Genomic DNA, 24,197 nt, shown 5'->3' on the forward strand with positions numbered 1-24,197 from the left:
GCAACGCTGAGCGATTCAACCGCCGGATGCGGAAAACCGCACGTCCGGTGGTGTGGGAGGGGTGACGGGCTGGTCCCGTCACCTCGACCCAATCATCTTTTGCAACGTGCCATGGCCTGTGGAATTTGAGTTGTCAGCCTTTGTTTTTTCGGCGATGCATCGCGGGGAGGCTGTTGGGCTCGACTCGGTATCAAGTCGAACCAACAAGGCGGTCAACCATGGCCTGTCAGGCATAGGTACGTTGCAAAAGATGTGGGAGCGGGCATTGCCCGCGATGCGCCGTGCGGACGGCGCTCGATCTCAAGGGCGCTAGAAGAGCATCGTCATGCACAGCGATGCGCCGCGCGGGCGGCGCTCGATCTGGAGGGCGCTACAAGGCTCAAGGCGGGCAGATCGAGAGAATAGAGGCGCCACGGCCTGCTGGAGCAGCAGGCCGTGGCGTGGGTGGTGCAGGTCGGTGATGTCTGCTCAGGTCAGGCCTGGGCAACCCACTCGGCACCGCGTTCGGCGATCATGATCGACGCGGCGTTGGTGTTGCCGCCGACCAGGGTCGGCATGATCGAGGCGTCGATGACCCGCAGGCCTTCGATCCCATGAACGCGCAACTGGCTGTCTACCACGGCCATTTCGTCCTGGCCCATCTTGCAGGTGCCGATCGGGTGGTAAATGCTGTCGGTGCGTTTGCGCAGCAGGTCGATCAGTTGCTCATCGCTGTGCAGGCCCGTGCTGTAGAAATCGCGCAGACCGAAGCCGGCCATCGGGGTCTGGGCAATGATCTCCCGGGTCATGCGGTAGCCCTTGAGCAGGGTCTTGACGTCGTCGTCGTGCTCCAGGAAATGCGGGTCGATGCGCGGTGCCACCCGCGAGTCGGGGGAGGTCAGGCCGACGCTGCCGATGCTCTTGGGACGCAGTACGCAGACGTGACAGCTGAAACCGTGGCCCCAGTGCAGTTTGCGGTTGTGGTCGTCGACCGTACCGATCACCGCATGCAACTGGATATCCGGACGCGCGAGGCTCGGGTCGGTCTTCAGGAAGCCGCCGGCCTCGGCGCAGTTGCTCGACAGCGGGCCGCGCCGGTGGCGCAGGTAATCGTAAACCGCCTTGCCCATGTTCAGGCTGCCGCCCACGGAGAAACCGAGCAACGAGGTGTCGCTGCTCTTGTAGCACAGCACCACGTCAGGGTGATCCCGAAGGTTCTGGCCGACACCCGGCAACTCATGCCGCACTTCGATGCCCTGGGGCTTGAGCTCGGCCTCGGAACCGATGCCGGAGAGCATCAGCAGATGGGGACTGCCGAACGTGCCGGCGGCCAGCAGGACTTCCTTGCGCGCCTTCAGGTGAACCCGCTGGCCCTTGATCAGCGCTTGCACGCCCGTGGCCCGATCGCCGTGCAGGACGATGCTCTCGACATGGGTGTTGGTCAGCACGGTGAGGTTGCGCCGTTGCCGGACCGGTTTCAGGAACGCGGTTGCCGTGCTCCAGCGCCGACCGTCGCGAATGGTCACGTCGTAATAGCCGATGCCTTCCTGTTGTGCGCCGTTGAAGTCGTCGTTGAAGCGGTGCCCGGCGCGAATCGCCGACTCGACGAAGGCCTCGGTGGCGACATGACGATGCGCGGGGCTGACGTAGAGTTCGCCTTCGCCGCCGTGAAAATCACTCTTGCCGCCGTGGTGCATCTCGCTCTTGCGGAAGTACGGCAGCACGTCGTCGAACGACCAGCCGTCGTTGCCGAGCGCCTGCCAGTCGTTGAAGTCATCTTGATGGCCGCGGATGTAGACCATGCCATTGATCGAACTACTGCCGCCCAGCACCTTGCCGCGCGGCTGGTAGCCGAGACGACCGCCCAGACCCGGTTGCGCGGTGGTCTTGAAGGCCCAGTTGACATGCCGGGTCGGCAGGATGGCGGCCATGCCTACCGGGGTATGGATCAGTGGCGAACGGTCCTCGGGACCGGCCTCCAGCAAGCCCACGCTGACGCTCGGGTCGGCGCTGAGGCGATTGGCAAGGACGCAGCCGGCGGAGCCGGCGCCAACGATCAGATAGTCGAATTCCATCTTGTTGTTCTCGAAGGGTGGCGATGAGGGTGGCACGGCGTTATTGACGAGGTGGGCTCACCCGTTCCAGGCCGTGTATCGATTGACGAAGCCGACGATGTTGCGTTGCGCCGCCGAGGCCTGTGGCAGTGCCGGCATCATCTGGAACACATGTGGCAGGCGCTTCCACACCTCCAGTTGCACGGGGACGCCGGCGGCCGCGGCCTTGGCGGCCGCGCGCACGGAATCGTCCAGCAGCATTTCGGTGCTGCCGACCTGGAACAGCAGCGGCGGCAGCCCCGCGAAGCTGCCGAACAGCGGTGACACCGCCGGCAGCCCGTGCGTCTCGGCCGGGGCATAGAAGCCGCGGATACCGATCGCGAAGGCCGGGGTGAAGATCGGGTCATGGCGCGCATTGCCCAGCGCGCTGGCACCGCTGAGGGTGAAATCGAGGAACGGCGAGAGCAGTACGGCGCAGCCTGGCGCGATCTCGCGGTCATCGCGCAGACGCTGGAGCAACGCCAGTACCAGGTTGGCCCCCGCGGAGTCGCCGGCGATCACGATGTTTTCCGGCTTGAGGCCTTGATTGAGCAGCCAGCGATAGGACTTCAGCGCGTCATTGAGCGCCGCCGGGAACGGGTGCTCGGGCGCCAGGCGGTAGTCCACCAGCAACGCCCGCGCCTTGAGCGGCTGGCACCAGCTCGCGACCATCGCGGCATAGACCTCGGGGGTGTAGGCGACGAACGCCCCGCCATGGATGTACAGCAGCACCCGTTCCGGCCTGCAATCGGTGGGGGTCAGCCACTGGGCGGCGACGCCGTTGCAGTTCACCGCCTCGCGCCGGACGTTCGCGGGAAACGCCTTGGGTGCCTGGCCATCGAGCCGGTCGAACTGCTTGCGCAGCTTGCCGATATCGATGTTCAGGCCATGGCTCGATTTCACCAGCAGGCGCAGGGTCAGGTTGACCAGCCTGCTTTTCCAGCGCCCCTCGGGCGGGTCGATCTCGCGGGTATAGATCTGCGCGTTCATGAGCTCACCTTGGGCTGCTGAGGGGCTGGCCAGCGGTAGTCGCGCAGTTGCTCGCGCAGCAGTACCTTGCTGACCTTGCCGGTCGCGGTGTGCGGCAGCGCCTCGACGAACACGATGTCGTCGGGGATGCAGAAGCGCGCGACCTTGCCGGGGTACTGGGCCAGCACGTCTTCGCGGGTCGCGCTCTGGCCGGGTTTCAGTACCACCGCCACCACCGGGCGCTCGTCCCACTTCGGATGGGCGATCCCCAGCGCGGCGGCTTCGGCGACCGCCGGGTGACTCATGGCGATGTTTTCCAGGTCGATGGAGCTGATCCATTCGCCGCCGGACTTGATCACATCCTTGGCCCGGTCGGTGATCTGCATGAAACCGTCGGCGTCGAGGTTGGCCACATCGCCGGTGGGGAACCAGCCATCCACCAGCGGGCTGGCGTCAATGCCGTAGTAGTTGTCGACCACCCAGTGGCCACGGACCATCAGGGCACCGGCGGCCTTGCCGTCGCGCGGCAGCTCGTTGCCAGCGTCGTCGATGATTTTCAGGTCGATACCGAAGGGCGGGCGCCCCTGTTTGACGCCAATGGCGAAGCGCGCCTCGTCGTCCAGGGTCAGTTGCGTTGCCTTCAGCGTGTTGATGACGCCCAGAGGCGACAGCTCGGTCATGCCCCAGGCGTGTTGCAGACGGATGCCGAACTCTTCCTCGTAGCTGCGCATCATTGCCGGCGGGCAGGCGGCACCGCCGACGACCATGCGTTTCAGCTCCGGGAGGCGGCCTGTGCTCTGGCGCATGTGCTGCTGCAGGCTCAGCCACACCGTGGGGACGCCGGCGGAGAAGGTCACGCGCTCGCGTTCGAACAGCGTGAAAATGCTTTCACCGTCCAGGGCGGAGCCGGGAAACACCAGCTTGGCGCCCACCATCGGCGCCGAGTACGGCAAGCCCCAGGCGTTGACGTGGAACATCGGCACCACCGGGGCAACCACGTCGCTTGCGGACAGCGCCATTGCATCCGGAAGCGAGCTGGACAGCGCATGCAGCATGGTGGCGCGGTGGGAATAGAGCACGCCCTTGGGGTTGCCGGTGGTGCCCGAGGTGTAGCACAGCGCCGCTGCCGAGTGCTCGTCCAGTTGCGGCCAGGTGAACTGGTTCGACTCGGCGTCGAGCAGTTCTTCGTAGCACAGCAGATTGGCGACTTGCATGACCGGCATGTGCGCACGGTCAGTCATCGCCACCCAATGCTTCACGCTCGGGCAATCGACGGCGATGCTTTCCACCAGCGAGGCGAAACTCAGGTCGAAGAAGACGATTTCGTCCTCGGCGTCCTTGATGATCCAGGTGATCTGTTCGGGGAACAGCCGCGGGTTGACGGTATGGGTGATTGCGCCGGTACCCGAGATCGCATAGTAGAGCTCGAAATGCCGGAAGCCGTTCCAGGCCAGGGTGCCCACGCGGCTGCCCGGGGTCGTGCCCAGGCGGATCAGGGCGTTGGCAGCCTGCTTGGCACGCAGGTGCGCGTCAGCGTAGGTGTAGCGATGAACGGAACCTTCGTGGGTACGGGAGACGATTTCCGTGTCGCCGTGATACCGCGCTGCGTGTTCGAGCAGTGAAGGGATGGTCAGGGGCAGCGTCATCATTTGACCTTGCATCGGGTTCTACCTTTTTTTTGTTGTCAGGCCCTGACCACTCGAGCGCAAGCAAGTGGTCGGGCGGGAAGTTGCACTCAGCTGGCGACGGGCGAAGGCCGCGCGGCGGAGACGTGTCGTTCGCTGCGAATGAATTTCAGGCGGTGATCTTCGACGGGATCCTTGAGCAGCATCTTCTTGTCGCGGCCGTAGTGCATGAACACGAACCACGGGTAGGACTTGCCCTGGCGCGGCAGGAACTGCTGGTCGCGCTGGATGTATCCCGACTTCATGGAGTTCATCATCCCGTCGTTCAACGCGTTGTTGGCATCGTCACGAGGGGTCACGACATCGAAGCGGTTCTCGTCCATGTAGTGGAAGAGCCGGCACAGGTACCGGGCCGCCAGGTCGACCTTGAGGGTCCAGGACACGTTGGTGTAGCCGAAGACCCAGGCCATGTTCGGCAGGTTTTCCAGAAGCACCGCTTTGTAGGTCATCTGCTCGCCGACCTGGCGCGGAACGCCATCCACCGAGATGCTCATCCCGCCCAGCACCTGAAGCTTGAGGCCGGTGGCCGCGATGATGATGTCGGCGGGCAGCAGCTTGCCGGACTTCAGCAGGATGCCGTTTTCGGTGAAACGCTCGATGTGATCGGTCTCGACCGAGGCCTGGCCGTTGCGGATGGCTTTGAACAGATCGCCATCAGGCACCGCGCACAGGCGTTCGTCCCAGGGCATGTAGTGGGGCGTGAAATGGCGCATGTCGGCGTTGGGACCGACCTGGCGGCGCACGTGGGACAGGATGATCCGGCGCGCCAGCTGCGGCCATTGCCGACAGGCGAGGTACACCGCCCGGTACAAGGCGATATTGCGCTTGCGCGCCAGGCCATGGGCCCAGCGCGTGGGCATGATGTGGGCGAGCGCGCTGGTGAGCTTGTCGGTGGCCGGCAGCGAGTAGATGTAGGAGGGCGAGCGCTGCAGCATGGTGATGTGGCGGGTCTTGTCGGCCATGGCCGGGATCAGCGTGGCCGCGGTGGCACCGCTGCCGATCACCACCACCTTCTTGTCGCTGTAGTCCAGGTCCTCGGGCCAGTGCTGCGGGTGAACGCGCACGCCCTTGAAGGCTTCCTCGCCCGGGAAGCTGGGCAGGAAGCCGTCGTCGTGGTTGTAGTAGCCGGTGCAGCACAAGAGGAATCTGCAGGTGTAGTGCCGCACGACTCCGCTCGCCTCGTGCTGGGCGGTCAGTTGCCACAGGCGCTGCTCGCTGGACCAGTTGGCGTTGGTGATCTTCACCCCGTAGTGAATCTTTTCGCTCAGTCCGTACTGCTTGGCGGTGTCCTGGATGTAGCTGCGGATGGCGGCGCCGTCGGCCAGTACCTTTTCGCTGTCCCACAGGCGGAATTTGTAGCCGTAGCTGAGCATGTCCGAGTCGGAGCGAATACCCGGATAGCGGAACAGGTCCCACGTCCCCCCCATGCAGTCGCGCCGCTCCAGGATGGCCATGCTGCGATCCGGGAACTCTTTCGCCAGGTGGCATGCCGTGCCGATGCCTGACAGGCCCGCACCGATGATCAGGGTATCGAAATGTAGATTGCTCATGAGATCTCCGTGCCTGTGTGACCAAGCCGGGCAATGGATTGAGAGGGGCTGATCCGGGCCGACAGGGACTGCCGGCGGAGCGTGGTTTTTGCAGCGTGATGAGCTGCGCGGGGGAGGTCCCGCGATGGCTCGAACCTGGTGGCCAGCGCTCTCGATCGGGGCAGCAAGCCCGGGAGATGTGTCGACTGCACAGAAGCGCTGTGCGTGACACGGTGAGCGTGTTCACGGATGGAGTGGCACGTGGAGTCTGTCATTTGATGAGCTCCTGTAATTGTTGTTCTACAAGACTGTAAATCGCCGCGAAGATTAACGCAACGACTGTTATGTATATTATTGACCCACATCAACGGCGGATTGCCCGACTGCCAAGGATGAGTGCGTCAACGACAGTGCCCGTCTCGCGCAGGCACTGTTCATGGGAGGGATGAACGGCCTTATCGGGCCGTTGGTTCCAGACCTGCGAGGTAGTGCGCCAAGGCTTGCAGTTCGTCGTCCGGAATGAGGCTGACGGTGGCGTTCATGGCGCCTGTGGGGTCCGTTCGCCGGCCTTGCTTGAAGGCCTGGAGTTGTTCCAGAAGGTAGGCCTGGCCCTGGCCGGCGAGGCGTGGACCTATCTCGCTGCCGGACAGCTGCGCGCCATGGCAGGCGCTGCAGGCCCGCGCGGCGACGCTGGCCTGGCCGCGTGCCTGCAGGGCGTCGTCTGGCGCAGGCGTGTCGGTGATCCGCGGCGTCTGGCGGGCGAAGTACTCGGCCAGGGCCTGGATGCGTGCGTCGCCCAGGTCTGCCGCCAGTGGCTGCATCTGCGGGCTGTGCCGCTTGCCCTGGGCGAACGCCTGCAGTTGCGCCTGGAGATAGGCCGCCGGTTGCCCCGCCAGCGCCGGGTATTGAGCGTTCTCGGGTTGTCCGCGGACGCCATGGCACAGCGCGCAGGTATCCTGCGGTTGCGGCCAGGCACCGCCATTGGCCTCGTAGCTGGCGTAGTGGCGGTCCAGGGCATTCATGAAGCGGTAACCGGCGACCAGTTCCGGTCCGTAGACGGCCGCCGCGCCCAGCAAGGCGGTCGCGAGCAGTGCGCTGCTCCACAGCAAGGTGCGCTTTCTCATGCGTGCCTCCGGCTGTCGACGAGGGCCTGCAGGGCTTCGAGCGCCGCGCGGTGACCGGAACGTACCGCGCCATCCATGCTGCTGGCCCAGAGGTCCGAGGTCTCGGTGCCCGACCAGATCAGGCGCCCGACCGCCGGCTTCAGGTAACGCCCCCAGCGCGTGAGAAATCCGGGGGGAATGGATCCCACGCAGGTCAGGGTCCAGGGATCGACCTTGGCCCAGTCGTGGTCATGGAATTGCTTGACGTCCAGTGCTTCCTTGCCCAGCGCCTGGGCATAGATCTGTGCGAGCTGGCGTTCGGCTGCTGCGGGTTCATCGGTGAGCTGGGCGCTGCGCACGAAGCCCATCAGGATGCCGACGCTGGCGTCCGGCGGAGAGTTGTCGCAGGAGAGAATCAGCGGGCCGTCGGCCTGCACGACCTGGCCGCTGAGGCCTTTTTCCCGCCAGAACGGCCGCTCGTAGACATGCACCGTCTTGCGCATCGGCGCGTGGGATGGCCAGAGGTTCTGCAACTGCGCCCGGCCTTCCGGCAGGGGCGGATCGAAGACGATCTGGTTGCACAGAGCCGGGTGCAGCGCGGCGATGACCTGGCGGGTGCGGAACACGCCCTGATCGGTGTGGACCTCGACGATGTCCTTGTCCCAGCCGACGATCTTGCGCACTGGGGTGGAGAGTTTCACCTGATCGCCCAGCGCCTGCGCCATGCGTGTACAGAGGACCTCTGAGCCCCCCACGAAACGGGTTTCCTGGGCGCCATCCTTGAATCCCTCGAGCTTTTCCATGCTGCAATCGGCGGAGTTGATCAACGAGAGGTAGTGCAGCAGCGCGAGGCTGGAGGGCGGCGTGCCGGTGGTCAGGCCGATGGAGGTGTCGAAGCTCAGCCGACCGACGTTGTCCAGGCCCTGACTGGCCAGCCATTCGCCCACCGACAGTTTGTCGATCTCGGGCGCATCCGCCGCGGTCCAGGGCTCCTTGCTGGGGACCCGGCGCGCCATCTGGTTGAGCTTCTCGGTGACCGGATTACCGCCGCCCTGAGCCTTGCTCAGGTCTTCCTCGTACTTGGCATCACCCGCCAGGTAGACCGTGCGCCCCTGGTAGTAAGTGGGGAAGGTCTCGACCTCGAGTTCGCGTGCCAGGTCGAAGATCGCGGTCTGGCCGGGGCCGATCCATTCTCCGCCCGCTTCCGAGACCAGGCCATTGCCAAGGGGATGGTTGTAGGTGCGTCCGCCCACGCGATCCCGCGCTTCCAGCACCACGCAAGAGGTGCAACCGGCCCGCTGCAGGTCCCGGGCCGCGGTCAGTCCGGCGAGCCCGGCGCCGATGATCAGCACGTCCAGCACCGGCTGTGAATCAGTCGTCAATGCCTGGGCCATGGCCCGTCCGCTGAGGGCAACGCCCCCGATCAAGGCTGCGCTGCCGAGCGCTTGCACGAGCAAGCGCCGTTTGAGCGCAGACGATGACAGTTCTTTGCTTTGCTGATCCATCTTTGCCTCGGCCACCACTGTTTTTATATTTGGATAACTGTAGTTATGCAAAATATCCTACTGCGCTTGTGCGGCTAAGGGAATCCCCCCCTGGCGGCAATTGGCCAAGTGGATCATGGCGGCGCGTCGTCGGACGCTCGGCGGGTACTGGTCGGTATTTGGGAGGGCTTGCGGGGAAGGGGGAGGCAGGCTAGCTTAGAAAAGGTAACAACCGTTGTTTGAATTCGTAAGCAATTCGAGGAACTACCGATGAACGGTCTCAAAGTGTTGGTCATCGCGTCGGTCATCAGTCTTCCGCTCCACGCTGCGGAAGAACCGAAACACGACTATTGCCAGGAAAAGATAGCCCAGCTCGATCATATCGAGCGGACTGAAGGGCCAGGGGTAGAGGGCGGAGTGGCAACGACTATTCGCCGGCTGATCGAGCAAGCCAAGGCGGCTCAAGCCAAAGGTGATACGAAGGCCTGCCTGGCGTCAGCCAACCAGGCGCTCAGTGTCTACCAGAACGCGACGCGCTAGCTGGCAGGTCGATCCATGATTCATGCGCTCAGGCTGTCGTTTGCCCGGCTTTGACCCTGGTCGTGCTGCCCATGGTTCTCGGCGGGGCGATCAGGACGATGAGCGCATCGAGCAGCGCCTTGCCGCGCTCGCCACTAAAGCGTTCCGGCTCGATGGGCAGCATCATCAGCCAGCCGTCACAGATGGTGCTGATCTGGTCGGCCAGCACATCGGCGGGAATGTCGTTGCGGATCCTGCCGTCTGCCTGACCCTGATCGATGAGCTGGGTGAACACCAGGCGGAAGCGGGCATAGCGCTGTTTGATGATGTCGGCGAACACCGGCTCATGCCGGGCGTGGGAGAGCATCTGCAGCCAGGACAGCCAGATGGTCGGCTCGTCGAAGTTGACCCAGTTGATCCACTGGTGCAGCAGCGAGGCGATATCGAGAGGTTCCTGGTTCGCTTCCAGCAGCATGTCGACCTGATCGAACAGGTTCTGCGCAACCGCCGAGATCATCTCTTCCTTGTTGGCGAAGTAATAGGTCACCGCGCCGGTGGTGCAGCCCGCCTGCTTGGCGACCTTGCGCATGGACGCGCCGGTGTAGCCATCCTGGGCGATGACCGCGATCGCCGCCGTCAGCAGTTCCGCGCGTTTCGCATCGCGGTCGCCGACCGGTCTTCCCCTGCGGGCAACGGTCTCTGGCGCGTTTTCGCAGTCGCGTAGTGGAGGGGTGGTTGTGGAACGGGCTTTGGTATCGGGCATGGGCGCTCAGGTCGTGTCGAAGTCGGATGAAAGAAGCGGTTCTCTACTGCCGACGCAGGCGAAAAGAGCTTCAGCATAGTGAAGTTGCATCAATAAAACATCCCGGTCCGGCCGGGTGCGGAGCGTTCGCACCCGGTCGGACGGGCGTGCGGGTCAGTCGTTGGCGCGAAATATCGACGGCGCGATATTGGTGAATTTCGCGACATCGGCGAGCACCGCTGGCGTTCCGGGGGCGGCGAGCGCCGCGTCGATCCCGGCCTGGTCGGCGAAGCGCAGGATCAGGCAGGCCACCAGGGGCTGCTGGCCCGCGTGGGGAAACAGCACCTGCGCGGCCTGCAGGCCGTATCCGCCCCAGGCATCCTCGGCCAGGGGGAGGTGGGTGGACAGATAGTAGTCCTTGTCGAACGTTGCGCCTTCGGTGGCGGGGTAGCTGACGATCAGGGTAGCCATGGGAGCTCCTTGCGAGGTGAAGTGAACAGGGTGTGCCGGTCAGGCGTCGCCGCAACCTGCGACCGCCACGGCGCGAATTTCGACGCGTAGCTGCGGCATGGCCAGTTCGCTGATGCCGACCGCCGTCCAGGAGGGGTAGCGCGTCGGGAAGTATTCATCCTTGACCTTCGCAAACTCGGCCATGTCGGTCTGCATCCGGGTATGGAAGGTCGTCAGTTCGACCACGTCCGCCAGGGTCGCGCCGGCCGCTTCGAGCACCTGCCTGAGCGCCTGGAAGGCGAGGTGGGACTGTTCGACGATGCCGTCCACAGGCGTCAGGGTGTGATCGATCCCCACCTGTCCCGAGACCCAGATCAGATCCCCCACGCGGGTGGCGGGGGAGAAATGGAAATTGTCGTACAGCACCTGGGTTGCGGGTGGGGTGATGGACTGGCGCTTGAGATTCTTGGCTGTCATGGGTGTGCTCCGATCAGACGACCTTGCGGAAGGTTGGATGGCGGAAAGGTGCGCCTGCGCTCAACGGCTCCAGTTCCTCGGTAAACAGCACGCCCTGTTGCGGGTAGCCGGCATCGCTGTGGGCCGGCAGTGGCTGGAAGGTCGCGTCGTCGCCGAAGAAACGGAAGACGAAGGTGCGCCGGCGAGGAAAGCTGGCGTCGACCGGCGCGCCGCCGTGCAGGGAGCCGGGATGAAGGAGCACGACGTCGCCCGGCTCGGTGGCCCAGGACAGAATGTCGAAAGCCTCCGGGTTGGCTTTGCGCTCGGCCTCGATGTCCGGCAGGCGGGGCAGGGCGCCATTGCCGTGCAGCGGCAGGGTCGGATCATCCGGGTCGGTGAACGTGGTGCCGTCGTAGCGCGGTCCGCGATGCGAGCCGCGAACGATCTCCAGCGCATTGCTTTTGGGCACGGCGTCGAAGCTGATCCAGGCGTTGCCCCAATGGTTGCCGGCCCAGGGCAGGTAGGAGGTGTCCTGGTGCCAGAGGGTTCTGGAGCCCTGGCCGCCGGCCTTGAGGAACACCTCTTCAGCGAAGTACCAGACGTTCTTCGAGCCCCAGACCCTGGCGAACAGTTCGCCCAGTGGCAGGCCCGCAACGAGCGCTTCCAGACGCTCCTTGGCCAGGGGATTGGCATTGTCGACGTGGGATTGCTGGGTGGTCCCGGCGAACATCCGGGTCGCATGCGGGCCGTGATTGAGCAGCGCCCAGTCGTAGGCCTGTTCGCAGCGGGCCAACTGTTCCTGATTCAACAGCCCCTTGACCAGCACGGCACCATCTTCATGAAACGCCTTGCTCAGCGAGTCTTGCATGACCGTTCTCCTGTTGTTGTTCTTTGCGGGTAATCAGCAGGCTAGCAAGCGACCCAAATTAAGACAACGTATGTTATCGTAAATTATGAAGGTGAGATGATTCATCTTGTTTCCGGGTGCTGGCCAAGCATGATGGCCATGGCCTTAGATGCCTGTTTTATGGCGCGATAAGTGAAGCTTTTGTGCTGATGCAAAAAGCACACTCCAGTCCACCGATAACAAGAACGTTGCGCCTGGACGCTGTCCGGGTGATGGAGGATTTCAATGCGCCTATTCCCCTCGACCCGTCAGTTGGCAAGTGCAGCGGGGGGTGCGGATTGAAGTCTTTCAGCGCTTTCATGCGCGACCTGAGCGTGCGCAAGAAAATGTTCGCGGGCTTCGGCCTGGCGCTTTCGATCACCTTCTGTGTCGTCTGGGCGAGCCTTTCGGCGCTTGATTCAACGTTGCTGCGCTTCGACGACCTGCTGGAGGTCAACACCATCAAGGTCGGCCTGAAGGAAGCGCAGTTGCACGAGAAGGAACTGATCATGACCGGCGACCTGCAGTACCTGGACAAGGCCCTTCGTCTGGTCGACGAAGTCCAGTCCCGGGCCGCCGAGTGCGAAGGGCGTCTGCAACTGCCTGAGAACAAGGCCCTCATGCGCAAGGTTCAGAGCGAAGTCGGCGACTATCGCGAGAAGCTGCTTGGCCTGGGCAAGGCCATTTCGGCGAACAAGACCGCCCAGGGCATCATGGATGAGTCGTCACGCAAGGCGTTCGAGCAGTTCGATCAATTGGACGAGGTGCTGAGCGGCGCCGCGGCCAGGCGTGTCGAGATGGCCGGCGACCCCACGGCCATGCGCTTGCTGGAGGACTCCAGCCAGGCCAACGAAATGGCCATGGAACTGCATGAGGCCCGGCGTTCCAGTACCAACTACATCACCCGGCGCTTGCCCGAGGATGCCGAGCAGGTCGAGGAGTTCTTCGCGATGCTGGAATTCAAGGGATCGCAGCTCTCGGCCGGGCTTGACGATGACCAGGCCCGTTCCAGCGTCGAGAGTGCCCTGGGCGAGCTGGGCGGCTATCGCCATCAGTTCGCCGCGCTGCGCCAGAGCCTGAATGATCTCGAAAAGACCCGCCACGAGATGGTCGAGCGCGCCCAGCAAGTGGCAGCTTCTTCGGAGGCCTCGGCGCTGCTGGAGCTCAAGTCGCTGCGCAGCGAAGCCGACAAGGCGCGGATGCTGATCATCGGCGCCGCCATTCTTGCGCTGCTGGTGGGGCTGGTGGGGGCGATCCTGGTGACCCAGTCGATCGTCGCACCGCTGCAACGGCTGGTCGGCATTGCCCGCAAGGTCGCGGCGGGCAATCTGACCGAAGACATCCACGGCGAGCGCCACGACGAGTTGGGCCTGCTGATGCAGGCCGTGCAGGAAATGACCCTGAGCCTGCGCCAGCTGATCGGGCGGGTCAGCGGCGGTGTGGTGCAGATCGCCAGTGCTGCCCATGGGCTTTCCGGTGTCACCAACAAGACCAGCGAGGGGGCGAAATTCCAGCGCCTGGAAATCGAGCAGGCGGTGACCGCGATGTCTGAGATGGTGATCAGCGTGCAGGATGTCGCGCGCAACGCCCAGAGTGCCGCGGCCTCGGCGCGGGATGCCGATGCGCAGACCCGGGAGGGCGGGGTTACCGTCCAGCAGGCGATCCTGCACACCGAGAAACTGGCCCTGGCGGTCGAGCAATCCGCCGAATGCATCGGCCAGTTGAAGAATGAGAGCGCCAGCATCGGCACGGTGCTCGACGTCATCCGCGAGGTCGCCGAGCAGACCAACCTGCTTGCCCTCAACGCCGCGATCGAAGCCGCCAGGGCGGGAGAAGGTGGCCGCGGTTTCGCCGTGGTCGCCGAGGAAGTCAGGACCCTGGCACGGCGCACCCAGCAGTCCACCGAGCAGATCCAGACCCTGATCCACAACCTGCAGCAAGGCGCGCAGAACGCCGTGGAGAAGATGGCGCAAAGCAGCCTCATGGCCAGCGAAACCGTGCAGGCCGCACGGCAGGCCGGTGTGTCCCTGATGGCGATCGATCGCTCCGTCTCCCATATCCAGGAACTGAACCGGCAGATCGCCGCCACCACCGAGCAGCAAAGCGCGGTCGCCGAGCAGGTCAACCAGAGTGTTTCCAGCATTCGCGATGTGGCGGAGCAATCCGCCGCCGCCAGTGAAGAGATTTCCGCTGCCAGCGCCGATTTGGCCCATCTGGGCGGCGAGATGACCTCGTTGGTGAAGCTCTTCGAATTCGTCGAGGACGAGCGCGGGAGCGCTGGGACTGGCGATCGAAGTGCTTCCCGACTCCCTTATGCGCGATAACCACATCGATCCGGCATGCGCCTACTAGACTTTCCGCTAACCCCCAGGACGCTTGTATACCCGCGGCAGGATTCGATGCCGGCGCGTTTCTTTGCCTTTTTTGCCCTGATCGAGGGGAGATGAAATGACAGTGTGTAATACCTTCCGACTGCTCGGGTTGGCCTGCGGCCTGGGTCTGGCCGTCAGCGGCTGCCAGCAGGAGCAGCGTTCGCAGGAGCCACCGCGCCCCGTCCGAACGGTCATCGCCAAGCCCGGGTTGATCGGCGAGGAGGTTGCCCAGACCGGCGAAATCCGCGCTCACATCGAGACCGACCTGGGCTTTCGTATCCCCGGTCGGGTCGCCAGCCGCCGCGTCGAGGTGGGCATGAGCGTCGCCAAGGGGCAGGTGCTGGCGGTGCTCGATCCCAACGACGTGCAGAACGAAGTACGGGTGGCCGAGGCCGAAGTCAGGAGCGCCGAAGCGGCCGAGGAGTTCGCTCGCTCGGGGCTCGAGCGCCAGAAGACGCTGTTCGACAAGCAGTTCGTCGCCCGTGCCCGGGTCGACGAGGCCGCGTCCAACTGGCGCGTGGCGAACGCCAGGCTCAACGTCGCGCGCACGGGCCTGCTCAGCGCGCGCAACAAGCTGAGCTACACCGAGCTGCAGGCGCCCGACGCCGCTATCGTCAGCGCGGCGATGGTCAATACCGGCCAGGTCGTCGATGCCGGGCAAGTGGCGTTCAAGCTCGCCTCGACCCATGAGCGCGACGCTGTCTTCAACATCTCGGAGCGTCTGTACATTTCGGTGTCCAACGACATTCAGGTGGAAGTCGCGCTGGTGTCGAATCCGGCGATCAAAGTCATTGGCCGCATTCGCGATGCCAGCCCGGCCGCGGATGAGGCAACCCGCACCTACCGGGTCCGTATCGCCTTGCCCGATGCCCCGCCGGCCATGACGCTCGGGGCCACGGTGACCGGGCGTCTGCTCCTGCCCGGCAAGACCCTGTTCATTCTCCCGGCCTCGTCCCTGACCAGCGAGGATGGCAAACCCGCGGTGTTCGTGGTCCAGCCCTCCGACCAGGTATTGGTGCGCAAACCCGTGGTGGTGACGCGCTTCACGGCGAGCCAGGCGCTGATCGAGTCCGGGCTTGCCGAAGGCGATGCGGTGGTGACCGCGGGCGTCAGCAAACTCAGGGCCGGGCAAAAGGTCGTCTACGACGCCGCGCAGGTGGCCAAATGAAGTCTGAAACCGGACAACCCGAGGAGAAGGGCGGCTTCAACCTGTCGGCGTGGTCGATCGGGCAGATGCCGCTGATGTTCTTCCTGATGCTGATCACCCTGGTCGGCGGTGCCCTCAGCTATTCCAAGCTGAGCCGCAACGAAGACCCGGCCTTCACCATCAAGACCATGGTGGTCGCCGCCCGCTGGCCCGGCGCGAACATCGACGACACGACCAAGCTGCTGACCGATCGTCTGGAGAAGAAACTCGAAGAGATCCCCTATCTCGACCGCCTCGACAGCTACACGCGCCCGGGCGAGACGGTGATCATGGTCAACCTGCGCGATGACGCGCCGTCGCACATCGTCCCGGACGCCTGGTACCAGGTGCGCAAGAAGATGACCGACATTGCCGCGACGCTTCCCAGCGGCGTGCAGGGGCCGTTCTTCGACGACGAATTCGGCGATACCTACGGGCAGATCTTCGGCTTCACCGCCGAGGGCTACTCCGATCGGGAACTGCGCGACTACCTGGAGGGCGTGCGGGCGGAGCTGCTGCGCATTCATGGCATCGGCAAGGTGCAGTTGCTCGGGGTGCAGGAAGAGCAGATCGTCATCGAGTTCTCGCCCGGTCGGCTGGCCTCCTTCGGGCTTGACGAGAATGCCGTCCTGCGGGCCTTGCAGGCCCAGAACGCGGTGATTCCATCCGGAACCGTGCGGTTGCCCGACGACAAGATTTCGCTGCGCGTCAGCGGCGGTTTCGCCTCCGAGGAAAGCCTGCGCAACGTGACCCTGCGCGCCAACGACCGTTTCGTGCCGCTGGTCGAGCTCGCCTCGATCCGGCGCATTCCCGCCGATCCGCCGGCACCGCTGTTCCGGGTCAACGGCGAGAAGGCCCTCGGTGTGGCGATTTCGATGGCCGCCGGCGGTAACCTGCTGGACTTCGGCGAGGCGGTACGCACCCGCATGGAGGACGTCAGGCTGGCGCTGCCCCACGGTATCGAGATGCTTCAGGTCGCCGACCAGTCGGTAGTGGTCAAGCAAGCCGTCAGCGGTTTTCTGACCGTCCTGGCCGAAGCGGTCGCGATCGTCCTCGCGGTGTCCTTTCTTTCCCTCGGTGTTCGCGCCGGGCTGGTCGTCAGCATCTCGATTCCCTTCGTCCTGGCGCTCACCTTCATCGGTATGGAACTGACCGGGATTGGCCTGCAGCGCATCTCCCTGGGCGCGCTGATCATTGCCCTGGGGCTGCTGGTGGACGACGCGATGATCACCGTCGAGGCGATGGTCGGCAAGCTGGAAGCCGGCTGGGATCTGAAGCGGGCGGCGAGCTTCGCCTACGAGTCCACCGCCTTCCCGATGCTCACCGGCACCCTGGTGATGATCGCCGGGTTCATCCCGGTGGGCTTCGCCGCGTCCAGTGCGGGTGAGTACTGCTACTCGATGTTCATGGTGGTGCTGATCTCGCTGTCGGCGTCCTGGGTGGTGGCGGTGCTGTTCTCGCCGTTGCTCGGCACCCTGATCCTGCCCAAGTCGTTGCCGCACCACGGCGGCGGGCAGGGTCGGATCATGGCGTTCTACGAGCGCGCCCTGTCCTGGGCCCTGGGCCACCGCGCAGTGACCCTCGCCATCGCGCTCGGGGCCTTCGGGGCCTCGCTCGGCGCCTCGGCCTATCTCGAACAGCAGTTTTTCCCGCCTTCCGACCGCCCCGAACTGCTGGTCAGCCTGACGCTGCCGCAGAACGCCTCCCTGGATGCGACCAACCGCGAGGCGTTGAAACTGGAGGAACTGCTCAAGAACGATGCCGATGTCGAGCGCTTCTCGACCTATGTCGGTTCCGGCGCGATCCGTTTCTACCTGCCCATGGAGGTTCTGCTGCAGAACGAAAACGTCACCCAGACCGTGGTGATCGCCAAGGGCGTCAAGGAGCGCGATGCCCTGCAGGCGCGGCTGGCGCAGAAGTTCAAGACCGACTTCTCCGGACTCATCGCCCGCGCGACCCCGCTGGAGCTCGGTCCGCCGGTCGGTTGGCCGCTCAAGTACCGGGTTACCGGGCCCGATCAGAACACGGTGCGGGATATCGCCGCGCGCCTGGCCAACGTCGTGTCGGCCAACCCGGACACACGGGAAGTCCATCTGCTGTCGGGAGAGCCGCAACGCAGTGTCCTGGTCCAGATCGACCAGACCCAGGCCCGGGCGCTGGGCTTCTCGTCGGAAGACATCGCCAGCGCCATGGCCACCATCTTCTCCGGTTCGGCGGTGACCACCGTGCGCGACCAGGACCGCCTGATCGATGTCATGGTCCGGGCGCAGACCGGGGAGCGCAGCGACCTGGCGACCCTGGCCAATCTGCAGATTCGCAACGGCGAAGGCCAGAACATCCCGTTGAGCCAGATCGCCCGGCTCAGCTACGGCGTCGAAGACCCCATCGTCTGGCGTCGGCAGCGGCTGCCCCTGCTTACGGTGCAGGGCGACGTGCGCGAGGGGCTCGAGGCCGCCACCGTGGTGCAGGCACTGGCGCCCGCCGTGGCGGAGTTCGCCAGGGACCTGCCCAAGGGCTACAAGGTCGAAACAGGCGGGGCGGTCGAGGAAGCGGCGAAAGGCAGCAGCTCGCTCGCCGCGGTTCTGCCGATCACCGCGCTGGTGATGTGCGTGTTGCTGATGGTGCAGTTGCGCAGCTTCTCGCGGATGTTCCTGGCGCTGGCGATGGCCCCGTTCGGCCTGATCGGCGTGGTCCTGGCGATGTTGCCGACCGCCACGCCGATGGGCTTCGTCGCGCAGCTCGGGGTCATCGCCCTGGTGGGCATGATCGTGCGCAACGCGGTGATCCTGATCGAGGAGGTGGACATCAATGTCCGGGGCGGGCAGTCGGCGCTGGAGGCCATCGTCCACGCCTCGATGCACAGGGCCCGGCCCATCGTGCTGACCGCCTGCGCGGCCATTCTCGGCATGATCCCGATCGCCCCGCAGATCTTCTGGGGGCCGATGGCCTATGCGGTCATCGGCGGGCTGGCCGTGGCCACGGTGGTGACCTTGACCGTCCTGCCGTGTGGTGTCTCGTTCCTGCTGCAGTGGGAGAATCGCCGACGCAAAGCGCCGGAGCACCCTGCTGGCTCAGTCGGCTGACTGGCACATCATCTGCAGAAACGACTCCAGGCACGGATTGCCGTTGTCCGGATGCCAGCTGATGCCGAACTCGATTCGCGGCGAGTCGGCCAGGGCGAAGAAACGGATGCCCGGCAGGTTGCTCCGGGCCATCGCCGAGGGCACCAGCGACACCCCCAGGCCCTCGGCCACGAGGTTGACGATGGTGCCCTGCAATTGCGTGTACAGGCGCACCTGCGGGTCGAAACCCGCTGCCTGGCACTGCGCCATGATGTTGTCGTAGAGCACCGGAGCGGTGTTGCGCGGGACGAGGATGAACGGCTCGGCGCTCAGTTCGTCCAGGCGCAGGTCGCGCCGTCGGGCCAGGCGATGATCGGCGGGGAGGGCGATGCACAGCGGTTCGCTGTGCAGGGCCTGATAGCGCAGCGCCTCGTGCCCGGCCTGGCGAAACGACAGGCAGACATCGTTGTTGCCTTCCAGCACCGAGCGCTCCAGCTCCATCGGCATCAGTTCGTGCAGGGACAGGCCGACGCCGGGCCAGGCTTGGGAAAACGCCTTGATCAGCCTGGGGAAGTCGGTCCAGGCCACCATCGAAGTGAAGGCGATGCGCAGCTCGCCGCGTTCGCCGCGGGCCACCGCCTGGCTGGCGCGGATCGCCGACTCCAGGCCCGCCAGCACCTGCCCGGCGTTGCGCTGCAGCTCGCGGCCGGCGGCGGTGAGGCTGACCGCGCGGGAACTGCGCAATACCAGTGCGCAGCCCATGGCTTCCTCCAGGCTGGAGATCTGCCGGCTCAGCGAGGGTTGCGCCAGGTTCAGGCTCGCCGCGGCCTTGCCGAAGTGCAGGTGCTCGGCCAGGGCGAGGAAATAGCGCAGTTGGCGGAGTTCGATCATTGATGTCTCCAGGCTATGGATCGGGGCATTTTAAGTCATTGGACCGTATCGAAACAGGTTCTTACACTGGCGCCGTTCTGTCCTGCCTGGAAGCGTCATGCACACCGTTCTCGTTGTCCTCGCCCCCATCTTCGCCCTGATCCTGGTTGGCTATCTGTGTCGCAAGAGCGGCAGGCTCGGGCCCACTGCCGCCTCCGAAATCAACCGGATGGTGGTCTGGCTGTGCCTGCCCGCGCTGCTGTTCAAGGTCACGGCGAGCGCGTCATGGGCCGAGATCTGGCAACCCGGTTTCGTCCTCGCGTTCGGCGGCGGGACGCTGGCGATGTTCCTGGCGACGCTGCTCTGGCGCCTGTTCAGCGGCCACAGCCTGGCGACATCGAGCATCGACGGGCTCAGCGCGGGTTACGCCAACACCGGCTACATCGGCATCCCCCTGTGCGCGCTGCTGTTCGGCGACGCCGGGCTGCAGCCGGCATTGATCGCCTCGCTGATCGTGGTCTGCGTGTTGTTCGCCATTGCCGTGGTGTGCATCGAGGTGGGGCTTCAGACCGAGAAGCATGTCGGCCGCGCGGCGGCGAAGGTGCTGCGCGCGCTGGCGAAGAATCCACTGGTGATCGCGCCCGTCGCCGGTGCGCTGTGGGCCTGCGGCGGGCTCGGTATCGCGCTGCCGGTGCTGCACTTCCTTGACCTGCTCGCGGCCGCGACCACGCCTTGTGCCCTGGTTTCGCTGGGCTTGTTCCTGGCACAGAAGGCCCCGGCGCAGACGAGCAGCGCCTGGCCGCTGGTGGTGCTGAAGCTGGTGGGCCAACCGCTGGTCACCTGGGTGCTGGCGTTCAAGGTGCTGGCCCTGCCGTCGATGTGGGCCACCTCGGCGGTGCTGCTCGCCGCGCTGCCCACCGGCACCGGGCCGTTCATGCTGGCGGAATACTACAACCGCGAGGCGGGGGTGGTTTCACGGGCGATTCTGCTGTCGACGCTGGGGTCGTTGCTGACGCTGGGTGGGTTGCTGTACTGCTTTCATTTTTCTGTCTGACGGTGAAATGCGTCAGGAAGTTCTGACCTCGTTCAGCAGCTCGGGGTGGCGATCCAGCACTTTCAACAGTTTCACCAGGGCTTGCGGCGGTTTGGTCTTGCCGTTCTCGTAGCGCGAGAACGCATTGACACCGCCGCCGAAAATCTCGGCCGCTTCGCGTTGGTCAAGCGCGAGCTTCTTGCGCACGCTGGCGATGAAATTCGGGTCGACGATAGACGCATTGACCTGCTTGTTGAACGCCAGCATCGCCGCGCTGACACGGGCCGACTCAGCAGCCTCGAGCACAGCTTCCGAGCAGGCGGGGCAGAAGTCGCCGGTGACTGCCGCAAGGGTGGTCGACTCGTTCTTGTAGGTGTACGGCAGGTCGCGGGTGTCATGCACCAGTTCCGCTGCTGCGCAGGATGGGCATTTCATGTTCATAGCTCCTTGAAGGACACGATGAGCACGTCATCGATGACAGTGAGTTTCACATAGACCTCTCCGACCGCCGTACTCGTTCGGTACACGTCTTGCCAAATCGTGTGATCGGCGTGAGTGGTCATGCTTTTGTAGAAGTCCTGGGCAGGCAGTGACATGACGATGTCGACGATCCCTTCGAAGTCGAGCCCCAACGCGGCTCCGCCGTGAAGAGCAGACAACGTGGAACGCACGTTCCCAGCGTCGATCAGGGCCTTGATCACTGACAGCTTGCAGTGTGGAGTCCTTTTTTCCATGGAAGACACGCTAACCTATTAGGTTTAATTTGGCAACTTGGTTAATTGTGTCAAACGCCGGCTTCCTGGAATCCGTTCGCCCAGCGGTCGCGTTCGACAGCTGGGCGATTGTGCTCAAGGCATGAAGGGAGGGGGCAAAGAATGAATGTCGAGATACGTCAACGTTGCGAAAGCCCGCGCAACACCTCCATCGCCCTGTCCGCATCCTGCACACCGACGAAAATATGATCGTGGTAGTACCCCGCGATCACATTGCAACTGATCCCGGCGTCACCCAGCGCGGTGGCGAACGCGGCGGTCAGGCCCACGGCCTGCAGTGCCGAATGGATGGTCAGGGTGATCCACGCCGCGACGTAGTCGTAGCTCAGGCCCAGGGCATCGGCGCGGCCGCGTTCGAGGATGACCGTCAGGCCTTCCTGTTCGCGGAAGCTGCCGAGCACTTCCTGGCCCTGCAGTGACGCCGCGTCGGCGACGCTGCAGAACACGTACTCGCCGTGGTTGAGGGTAGGGCTCATGCCGCGCAGCAGCGCGGTGATGGAGGTTTCGCCAGGCATGTCGGGTCGCTCCGCTTGAAAGGTCGCCCAGTCTGCCCTTCACGCCCGCGCATGTGGAATCAATGTTGCTGATGCTGGATTAGCGAAAGTGGCCGCGAAGTGGACGACCCGGGCCGAACGGGGTGTTCGTTGCCCAGGCCGTCGGCACGGCTTCAGCCTGCCGCGGAACGCACCTGCAGGACCACGCCCGCACCGGCCTCGCGGGTATCGAAGTAGCTGAAACCATGCCCGTTGGGCAGCCGTCCGCGCAGCAGCAGGTCGAGCCCCAGGGCGCGCCCGGCCTGTTCGCCGGCATCGCAGTGGGCGACCTTGAAGCCGAGGTGGAACACCCCTTCGCCATGGGCCTCCAGGTGCTGGCGCTGCGGCGTGTTCCCCGGGGGCGGGGCGCACAGTTGCAACTGCAGGTTGTCGAGGTTGCAGAAGCGGTAGCGCAGTTTCAGGAAGTCCTCGGTGCACGGCACCTGCAGGTCCCCGGCGAACGCTTCCAGCGACGGAAATGCCTGCCAGGGGCCGATCCCCAGCGCCTCGTACCAGGCCACCGCACGCTCGAGCTCGTGGACCACGATGCACAGGTGATGCAGTTCGCGGAACGGGTTCATCAGCGCTGCCCCGGGGTGAAATGGCTGGCCGCGTCGAGGCGGCTCTGCTCGGCGCGCGGATTCCATTGCACCCCCGAGCGGGCCACCACCCCGGGCTTGAGGCGCTGGGTGTCGTCGTAGTCTTCCCAGGGGTGGAAGTACAGCGCTTCGAGGCTGTCGAGGCGGCCCAGGTGGGAGGCGTAGCCCTTCAGGTAGGCCATGCGTTCCTGCTCGCTGACCCGCGCCGGCATCCACGCGGCATAGGGCGGCAGCACGGTGAAGCCGGTGTAGGCCAGCATGCCGTTGTGGATCGGCCAGAGGATATGGTGCAGGTCGCCATCGATGCCGTTCGGCTCGTACAGGGTCGAGGCGGTGCCGGTGGTGATGCACAGCATGGCCTTCTTGCCGTGGAAGTGGCCGCTGGCGTACTTGCGCCCGGTGGAGTAGGCGAAGCCGCGGGCGAACACGCGGTCGACCCAGCCCTTGAGGATCCCCGGCATGGAGAACCACCACAGCGGGAACTGGAAGATCAGCAGGTCGGCGTTGCTCAGCTTGTCCTGCTCCGCCTGCACCTGGGCGGCGAAGCTGCCGCTGGCGAAGGCATGTTCCTGCTCGCGGGACAGGTCGAGGTAGCTGGCGTCGGCGCGTTCGCCGCGGAAGTCGTCCGCGCTGAGCGCTGCCTGCCAGCCCATGGCGTAGAGATCGCTGACTTCGACGCTGTGGCCGGCCTGGCGCAAGGTCTCGACGGCGGTGTTCTTCAGCGCCGCGTTGAAGGAAAAGGGCTCCGGATGAGCCAGGACGATAAGGACATTCATGGTGCACGCCTGTGTGGTTCGGATGAATGCACCATCAAAGCACGCCGGAGCCTGGCCGGCTTGTGTCGAACGGGGGCGCCTGCCGCGGCTTTCTGCACAGTCGCCGGCCGCACCCGCCGGGCCGGACCGATTGTGCCGAATACCGTCGCGCACGGACGGTCTGTCCTCAAGCCGGGCGCCGCCGATCTTGCAAAGCTGTAGGCCACACAGGCTGCCCGCTGCGAGGTGCGCGGGCGGCGGCTGGCAATCGAGGAGAGACGATGAAACATCAAGGTAAAGTGGCGCTGGTCACAGGGGCGGCCCAGGGCCTTGGCCTGGCCTGCGCGGAACGCTTCGTCGCCGACGGCGCGCGGGTGGTGCTGGTGGACGTCCAGGCCGACAAGGTGCGCGCGGCCGCCGAACGCTTCGGCGACCAGGCCACCTGGCTGGTCGCCGACCTGAGCGTGATCGACAGCGCCGCCGCGACGCAACTGGTCGCCCGCGCCGTGGAGCATTTCGGCAGCCTGGACATCGTGGTCAACAACGCCGGGATCATCCACAACGCGGACTTCGTCGACTTTCCCGAGGCGATGTTCGACAAGGTCCTGCACGTCAATCTGAAGTCGCAGTTCCTGATCGGCCAGGCGGCGGCGCGGGTGATGATCGAGCACGGGATCCATGGTTCGATCATCAACATGTCGTCGATCAATGCCGAGCTGGCGATCCCCAATTCCGTGGCCTACGCGGTGTCCAAGGGCGGCATCAAGCAGCTCACCGCGGTCATGGCGGTGGGCCTGGTCAACCACGGGATCCGGGTCAATGCCATCGGCCCGGGCACCATCGCCACCGACCTGGTGCTCAATTCGGTGATGGCCAACGAGGCGCAGCGCCGCACGGTGCTGTCGCGCACGCCCATGGGCCGCTGCGGCGAGGCGTCGGAAGTCGCCAGCGTCGCCTCCTTCCTGGCCAGCGACGATGCCTCCTACATCATCGGTCAGACCATCTACCCCGATGGCGGGCGCCTGATCCTCAACTACACGGTGCCGGTCAAGGACTGAGGTCCGCCGGCCAGATGCCCCCGTGCCGCGCGGCACGGGGTTCGAGACCACCGTACAACAA

22 protein-coding genes are annotated in these 24,197 nt (G+C 64.9%); 6 read left to right on the top strand and 16 right to left on the bottom strand.

Features of this window, described 5'->3' with window-relative positions; genetic code table 11:
• Positions 1-473 precede the first annotated feature (473 nt).
• The 6 genes from CHB99_RS27415 to CHB99_RS27440 all read right to left on the bottom strand — a co-directional run bounded on the left by CHB99_RS27415 (position 474) and on the right by CHB99_RS27440 (position 8,863).
• Entirely contained in the window at positions 474-2,054 is a 1,581-nt protein-coding gene (locus tag CHB99_RS27415) for a GMC family oxidoreductase (RefSeq protein WP_042128262.1), read from the bottom strand.
• A gap of 57 nt (positions 2,055-2,111) precedes the next feature.
• Positions 2,112-3,062, bottom strand: coding sequence for an alpha/beta hydrolase (locus CHB99_RS27420; RefSeq protein WP_042128260.1), 951 nt, complete (start codon positions 3,060-3,062; stop codon positions 2,112-2,114).
• Entirely contained in the window at positions 3,059-4,687 is a 1,629-nt protein-coding gene (locus tag CHB99_RS27425; protein ID WP_377698813.1) for a 3-(methylthio)propionyl-CoA ligase, read from the bottom strand. Before CHB99_RS27425 ends, CHB99_RS27420 begins: the two co-directional genes overlap by 4 nt.
• An 89-nt stretch (positions 4,688-4,776) precedes the next feature.
• Positions 4,777-6,276 (bottom strand): flavin-containing monooxygenase, encoded by a 1,500-nt coding sequence (locus CHB99_RS27430; protein ID WP_042128257.1) that lies wholly within the window; start codon positions 6,274-6,276, stop codon positions 4,777-4,779.
• A 434-nt stretch (positions 6,277-6,710) separates the two neighbouring features.
• Complete coding sequence (locus tag CHB99_RS27435; RefSeq protein ID WP_042128256.1) at positions 6,711-7,379, bottom strand: c-type cytochrome; 669 nt, start codon at positions 7,377-7,379, stop codon at positions 6,711-6,713.
• On the bottom strand, positions 7,376-8,863 hold the full coding sequence (locus CHB99_RS27440) for a flavin monoamine oxidase family protein (protein WP_042128254.1): 1,488 nt from the start codon (positions 8,861-8,863) through the stop codon (positions 7,376-7,378). The genes CHB99_RS27435 and CHB99_RS27440 overlap by 4 nt, the downstream gene beginning before the upstream one ends.
• Before the next feature lie 249 nt (positions 8,864-9,112).
• On the opposite strand from CHB99_RS27440, the gene CHB99_RS27445 reads away from it, so the two are divergent.
• Entirely contained in the window at positions 9,113-9,382 is a 270-nt protein-coding gene (locus CHB99_RS27445) for a hypothetical protein (RefSeq protein WP_052419521.1), read from the top strand.
• 28 nt (positions 9,383-9,410) lie between these two features.
• On the opposite strand, the gene CHB99_RS27450 is transcribed toward CHB99_RS27445, so the two are convergent.
• The 4 genes from CHB99_RS27450 to CHB99_RS27465 all read right to left on the bottom strand — a co-directional run bounded on the left by CHB99_RS27450 (position 9,411) and on the right by CHB99_RS27465 (position 11,877).
• Complete coding sequence (locus CHB99_RS27450) at positions 9,411-10,124, bottom strand: TetR/AcrR family transcriptional regulator (RefSeq protein ID WP_042128252.1); 714 nt, start codon at positions 10,122-10,124, stop codon at positions 9,411-9,413.
• Positions 10,125-10,277: 153 nt separating this feature from the next.
• Positions 10,278-10,574: an EthD family reductase gene (locus tag CHB99_RS27455; protein WP_042128249.1), complete on the bottom strand. Its 297-nt coding sequence runs from the start codon at positions 10,572-10,574 to the stop codon at positions 10,278-10,280.
• Positions 10,575-10,613: 39 nt separating this feature from the next.
• Positions 10,614-11,030, bottom strand: a complete 417-nt coding sequence (locus CHB99_RS27460; protein WP_042128247.1) for a RidA family protein — start codon at positions 11,028-11,030, stop codon at positions 10,614-10,616.
• Between the two features lie 13 nt (positions 11,031-11,043).
• The gene (locus CHB99_RS27465) at positions 11,044-11,877 is read right to left on the bottom strand and encodes a phytanoyl-CoA dioxygenase family protein (protein ID WP_042128245.1); all 834 of its coding nucleotides are present in this window, start codon (positions 11,875-11,877) and stop codon (positions 11,044-11,046) included.
• A 317-nt stretch (positions 11,878-12,194) separates the two neighbouring features.
• Between CHB99_RS27465 and CHB99_RS27470 the strand changes: the two genes are divergently transcribed.
• From CHB99_RS27470 to CHB99_RS27480, 3 genes are all read left to right on the top strand, one after another.
• The gene (locus CHB99_RS27470; RefSeq protein ID WP_084702886.1) at positions 12,195-14,219 is read left to right on the top strand and encodes a methyl-accepting chemotaxis protein; all 2,025 of its coding nucleotides are present in this window, start codon (positions 12,195-12,197) and stop codon (positions 14,217-14,219) included.
• Between the two features lie 124 nt (positions 14,220-14,343).
• Positions 14,344-15,435: an efflux RND transporter periplasmic adaptor subunit gene (locus CHB99_RS27475; RefSeq protein WP_042128243.1), complete on the top strand. Its 1,092-nt coding sequence runs from the start codon at positions 14,344-14,346 to the stop codon at positions 15,433-15,435.
• Positions 15,432-18,536, top strand: coding sequence for an efflux RND transporter permease subunit (locus CHB99_RS27480; RefSeq protein WP_042128241.1), 3,105 nt, complete (start codon positions 15,432-15,434; stop codon positions 18,534-18,536). Before CHB99_RS27475 ends, CHB99_RS27480 begins: the two co-directional genes overlap by 4 nt.
• On the opposite strand, the gene CHB99_RS27485 is transcribed toward CHB99_RS27480, so the two are convergent.
• Positions 18,525-19,406, bottom strand: a complete 882-nt coding sequence (locus tag CHB99_RS27485; protein WP_042128239.1) for a LysR substrate-binding domain-containing protein — start codon at positions 19,404-19,406, stop codon at positions 18,525-18,527. The two genes, CHB99_RS27480 and CHB99_RS27485, sit on opposite strands and share 12 nt — an antisense overlap.
• 97 nt (positions 19,407-19,503) lie before the next feature.
• On the opposite strand from CHB99_RS27485, the gene CHB99_RS27490 reads away from it, so the two are divergent.
• On the top strand, positions 19,504-20,439 hold the full coding sequence (locus tag CHB99_RS27490; protein WP_042128237.1) for an AEC family transporter: 936 nt from the start codon (positions 19,504-19,506) through the stop codon (positions 20,437-20,439).
• Between the two features lie 12 nt (positions 20,440-20,451).
• On the opposite strand, the gene CHB99_RS27495 is transcribed toward CHB99_RS27490, so the two are convergent.
• From CHB99_RS27495 to CHB99_RS27515, 5 genes are all read right to left on the bottom strand, one after another.
• The gene (locus CHB99_RS27495) at positions 20,452-20,853 is read right to left on the bottom strand and encodes a type II toxin-antitoxin system MqsA family antitoxin (protein WP_042128235.1); all 402 of its coding nucleotides are present in this window, start codon (positions 20,851-20,853) and stop codon (positions 20,452-20,454) included.
• Positions 20,854-20,855: 2 nt separating this feature from the next.
• Complete coding sequence (locus tag CHB99_RS27500) at positions 20,856-21,152, bottom strand: type II toxin-antitoxin system MqsR family toxin (RefSeq protein WP_042128233.1); 297 nt, start codon at positions 21,150-21,152, stop codon at positions 20,856-20,858.
• Positions 21,153-21,310: 158 nt separating this feature from the next.
• Positions 21,311-21,706, bottom strand: coding sequence for an ACT domain-containing protein (locus tag CHB99_RS27505; protein ID WP_042128230.1), 396 nt, complete (start codon positions 21,704-21,706; stop codon positions 21,311-21,313).
• A 152-nt stretch (positions 21,707-21,858) separates the two neighbouring features.
• Complete coding sequence (locus CHB99_RS27510) at positions 21,859-22,305, bottom strand: VOC family protein (RefSeq protein WP_042128228.1); 447 nt, start codon at positions 22,303-22,305, stop codon at positions 21,859-21,861.
• A complete protein-coding gene (locus CHB99_RS27515) occupies positions 22,305-23,099 on the bottom strand; it encodes an NAD(P)H-dependent oxidoreductase (RefSeq protein ID WP_042128226.1) in 795 nt (264 codons plus the stop codon). The genes CHB99_RS27510 and CHB99_RS27515 overlap by 1 nt, the downstream gene beginning before the upstream one ends.
• A 260-nt stretch (positions 23,100-23,359) precedes the next feature.
• Here CHB99_RS27515 and CHB99_RS27520 point away from each other — a divergent pair, with 260 nt between their 5' ends.
• On the top strand, positions 23,360-24,136 hold the full coding sequence (locus CHB99_RS27520; protein ID WP_042128224.1) for an SDR family NAD(P)-dependent oxidoreductase: 777 nt from the start codon (positions 23,360-23,362) through the stop codon (positions 24,134-24,136).
• Positions 24,137-24,197 lie beyond the last annotated feature (61 nt).

It is taken from the genome of Pseudomonas japonica, assembly GCF_900188455.1.
Classification (GTDB): Bacteria; Pseudomonadota; Gammaproteobacteria; order Pseudomonadales; family Pseudomonadaceae; genus Aquipseudomonas; species Aquipseudomonas japonica.

Coding starts and splice junctions, on each gene's coding strand:
- CHB99_RS27450 (WP_042128252.1), bottom strand. CDS start 10,124: ATGCCCGATACCAAAGCCCGTTCCACAACCACCCCTCCACTACGCGAC.
- CHB99_RS27415 (WP_042128262.1), bottom strand. CDS start 2,054: ATGGAATTCGACTATCTGATCGTTGGCGCCGGCTCCGCCGGCTGCGTC.
- CHB99_RS27515 (WP_042128226.1), bottom strand. CDS start 23,099: ATGAATGTCCTTATCGTCCTGGCTCATCCGGAGCCCTTTTCCTTCAAC.
- CHB99_RS27430 (WP_042128257.1), bottom strand. CDS start 6,276: ATGAGCAATCTACATTTCGATACCCTGATCATCGGTGCGGGCCTGTCA.
- CHB99_RS27485 (WP_042128239.1), bottom strand. CDS start 19,406: ATGATCGAACTCCGCCAACTGCGCTATTTCCTCGCCCTGGCCGAGCAC.
- CHB99_RS27480 (WP_042128241.1), top strand. CDS start 15,432: ATGAAGTCTGAAACCGGACAACCCGAGGAGAAGGGCGGCTTCAACCTG.
- CHB99_RS27490 (WP_042128237.1), top strand. CDS start 19,504: ATGCACACCGTTCTCGTTGTCCTCGCCCCCATCTTCGCCCTGATCCTG.
- CHB99_RS27505 (WP_042128230.1), bottom strand. CDS start 21,706: ATGCCTGGCGAAACCTCCATCACCGCGCTGCTGCGCGGCATGAGCCCT.
- CHB99_RS27510 (WP_042128228.1), bottom strand. CDS start 22,305: ATGAACCCGTTCCGCGAACTGCATCACCTGTGCATCGTGGTCCACGAG.
- CHB99_RS27420 (WP_042128260.1), bottom strand. CDS start 3,062: ATGAACGCGCAGATCTATACCCGCGAGATCGACCCGCCCGAGGGGCGC.
- CHB99_RS27500 (WP_042128233.1), bottom strand. CDS start 21,152: ATGGAAAAAAGGACTCCACACTGCAAGCTGTCAGTGATCAAGGCCCTG.
- CHB99_RS27435 (WP_042128256.1), bottom strand. CDS start 7,379: ATGAGAAAGCGCACCTTGCTGTGGAGCAGCGCACTGCTCGCGACCGCC.
- CHB99_RS27425 (WP_377698813.1), bottom strand. CDS start 4,687: ATGACGCTGCCCCTGACCATCCCTTCACTGCTCGAACACGCAGCGCGG.
- CHB99_RS27475 (WP_042128243.1), top strand. CDS start 14,344: ATGACAGTGTGTAATACCTTCCGACTGCTCGGGTTGGCCTGCGGCCTG.
- CHB99_RS27440 (WP_042128254.1), bottom strand. CDS start 8,863: ATGGATCAGCAAAGCAAAGAACTGTCATCGTCTGCGCTCAAACGGCGC.
- CHB99_RS27520 (WP_042128224.1), top strand. CDS start 23,360: ATGAAACATCAAGGTAAAGTGGCGCTGGTCACAGGGGCGGCCCAGGGC.
- CHB99_RS27445 (WP_052419521.1), top strand. CDS start 9,113: ATGAACGGTCTCAAAGTGTTGGTCATCGCGTCGGTCATCAGTCTTCCG.
- CHB99_RS27460 (WP_042128247.1), bottom strand. CDS start 11,030: ATGACAGCCAAGAATCTCAAGCGCCAGTCCATCACCCCACCCGCAACC.
- CHB99_RS27465 (WP_042128245.1), bottom strand. CDS start 11,877: ATGCAAGACTCGCTGAGCAAGGCGTTTCATGAAGATGGTGCCGTGCTG.
- CHB99_RS27455 (WP_042128249.1), bottom strand. CDS start 10,574: ATGGCTACCCTGATCGTCAGCTACCCCGCCACCGAAGGCGCAACGTTC.
- CHB99_RS27495 (WP_042128235.1), bottom strand. CDS start 20,853: ATGAAATGCCCATCCTGCGCAGCAGCGGAACTGGTGCATGACACCCGC.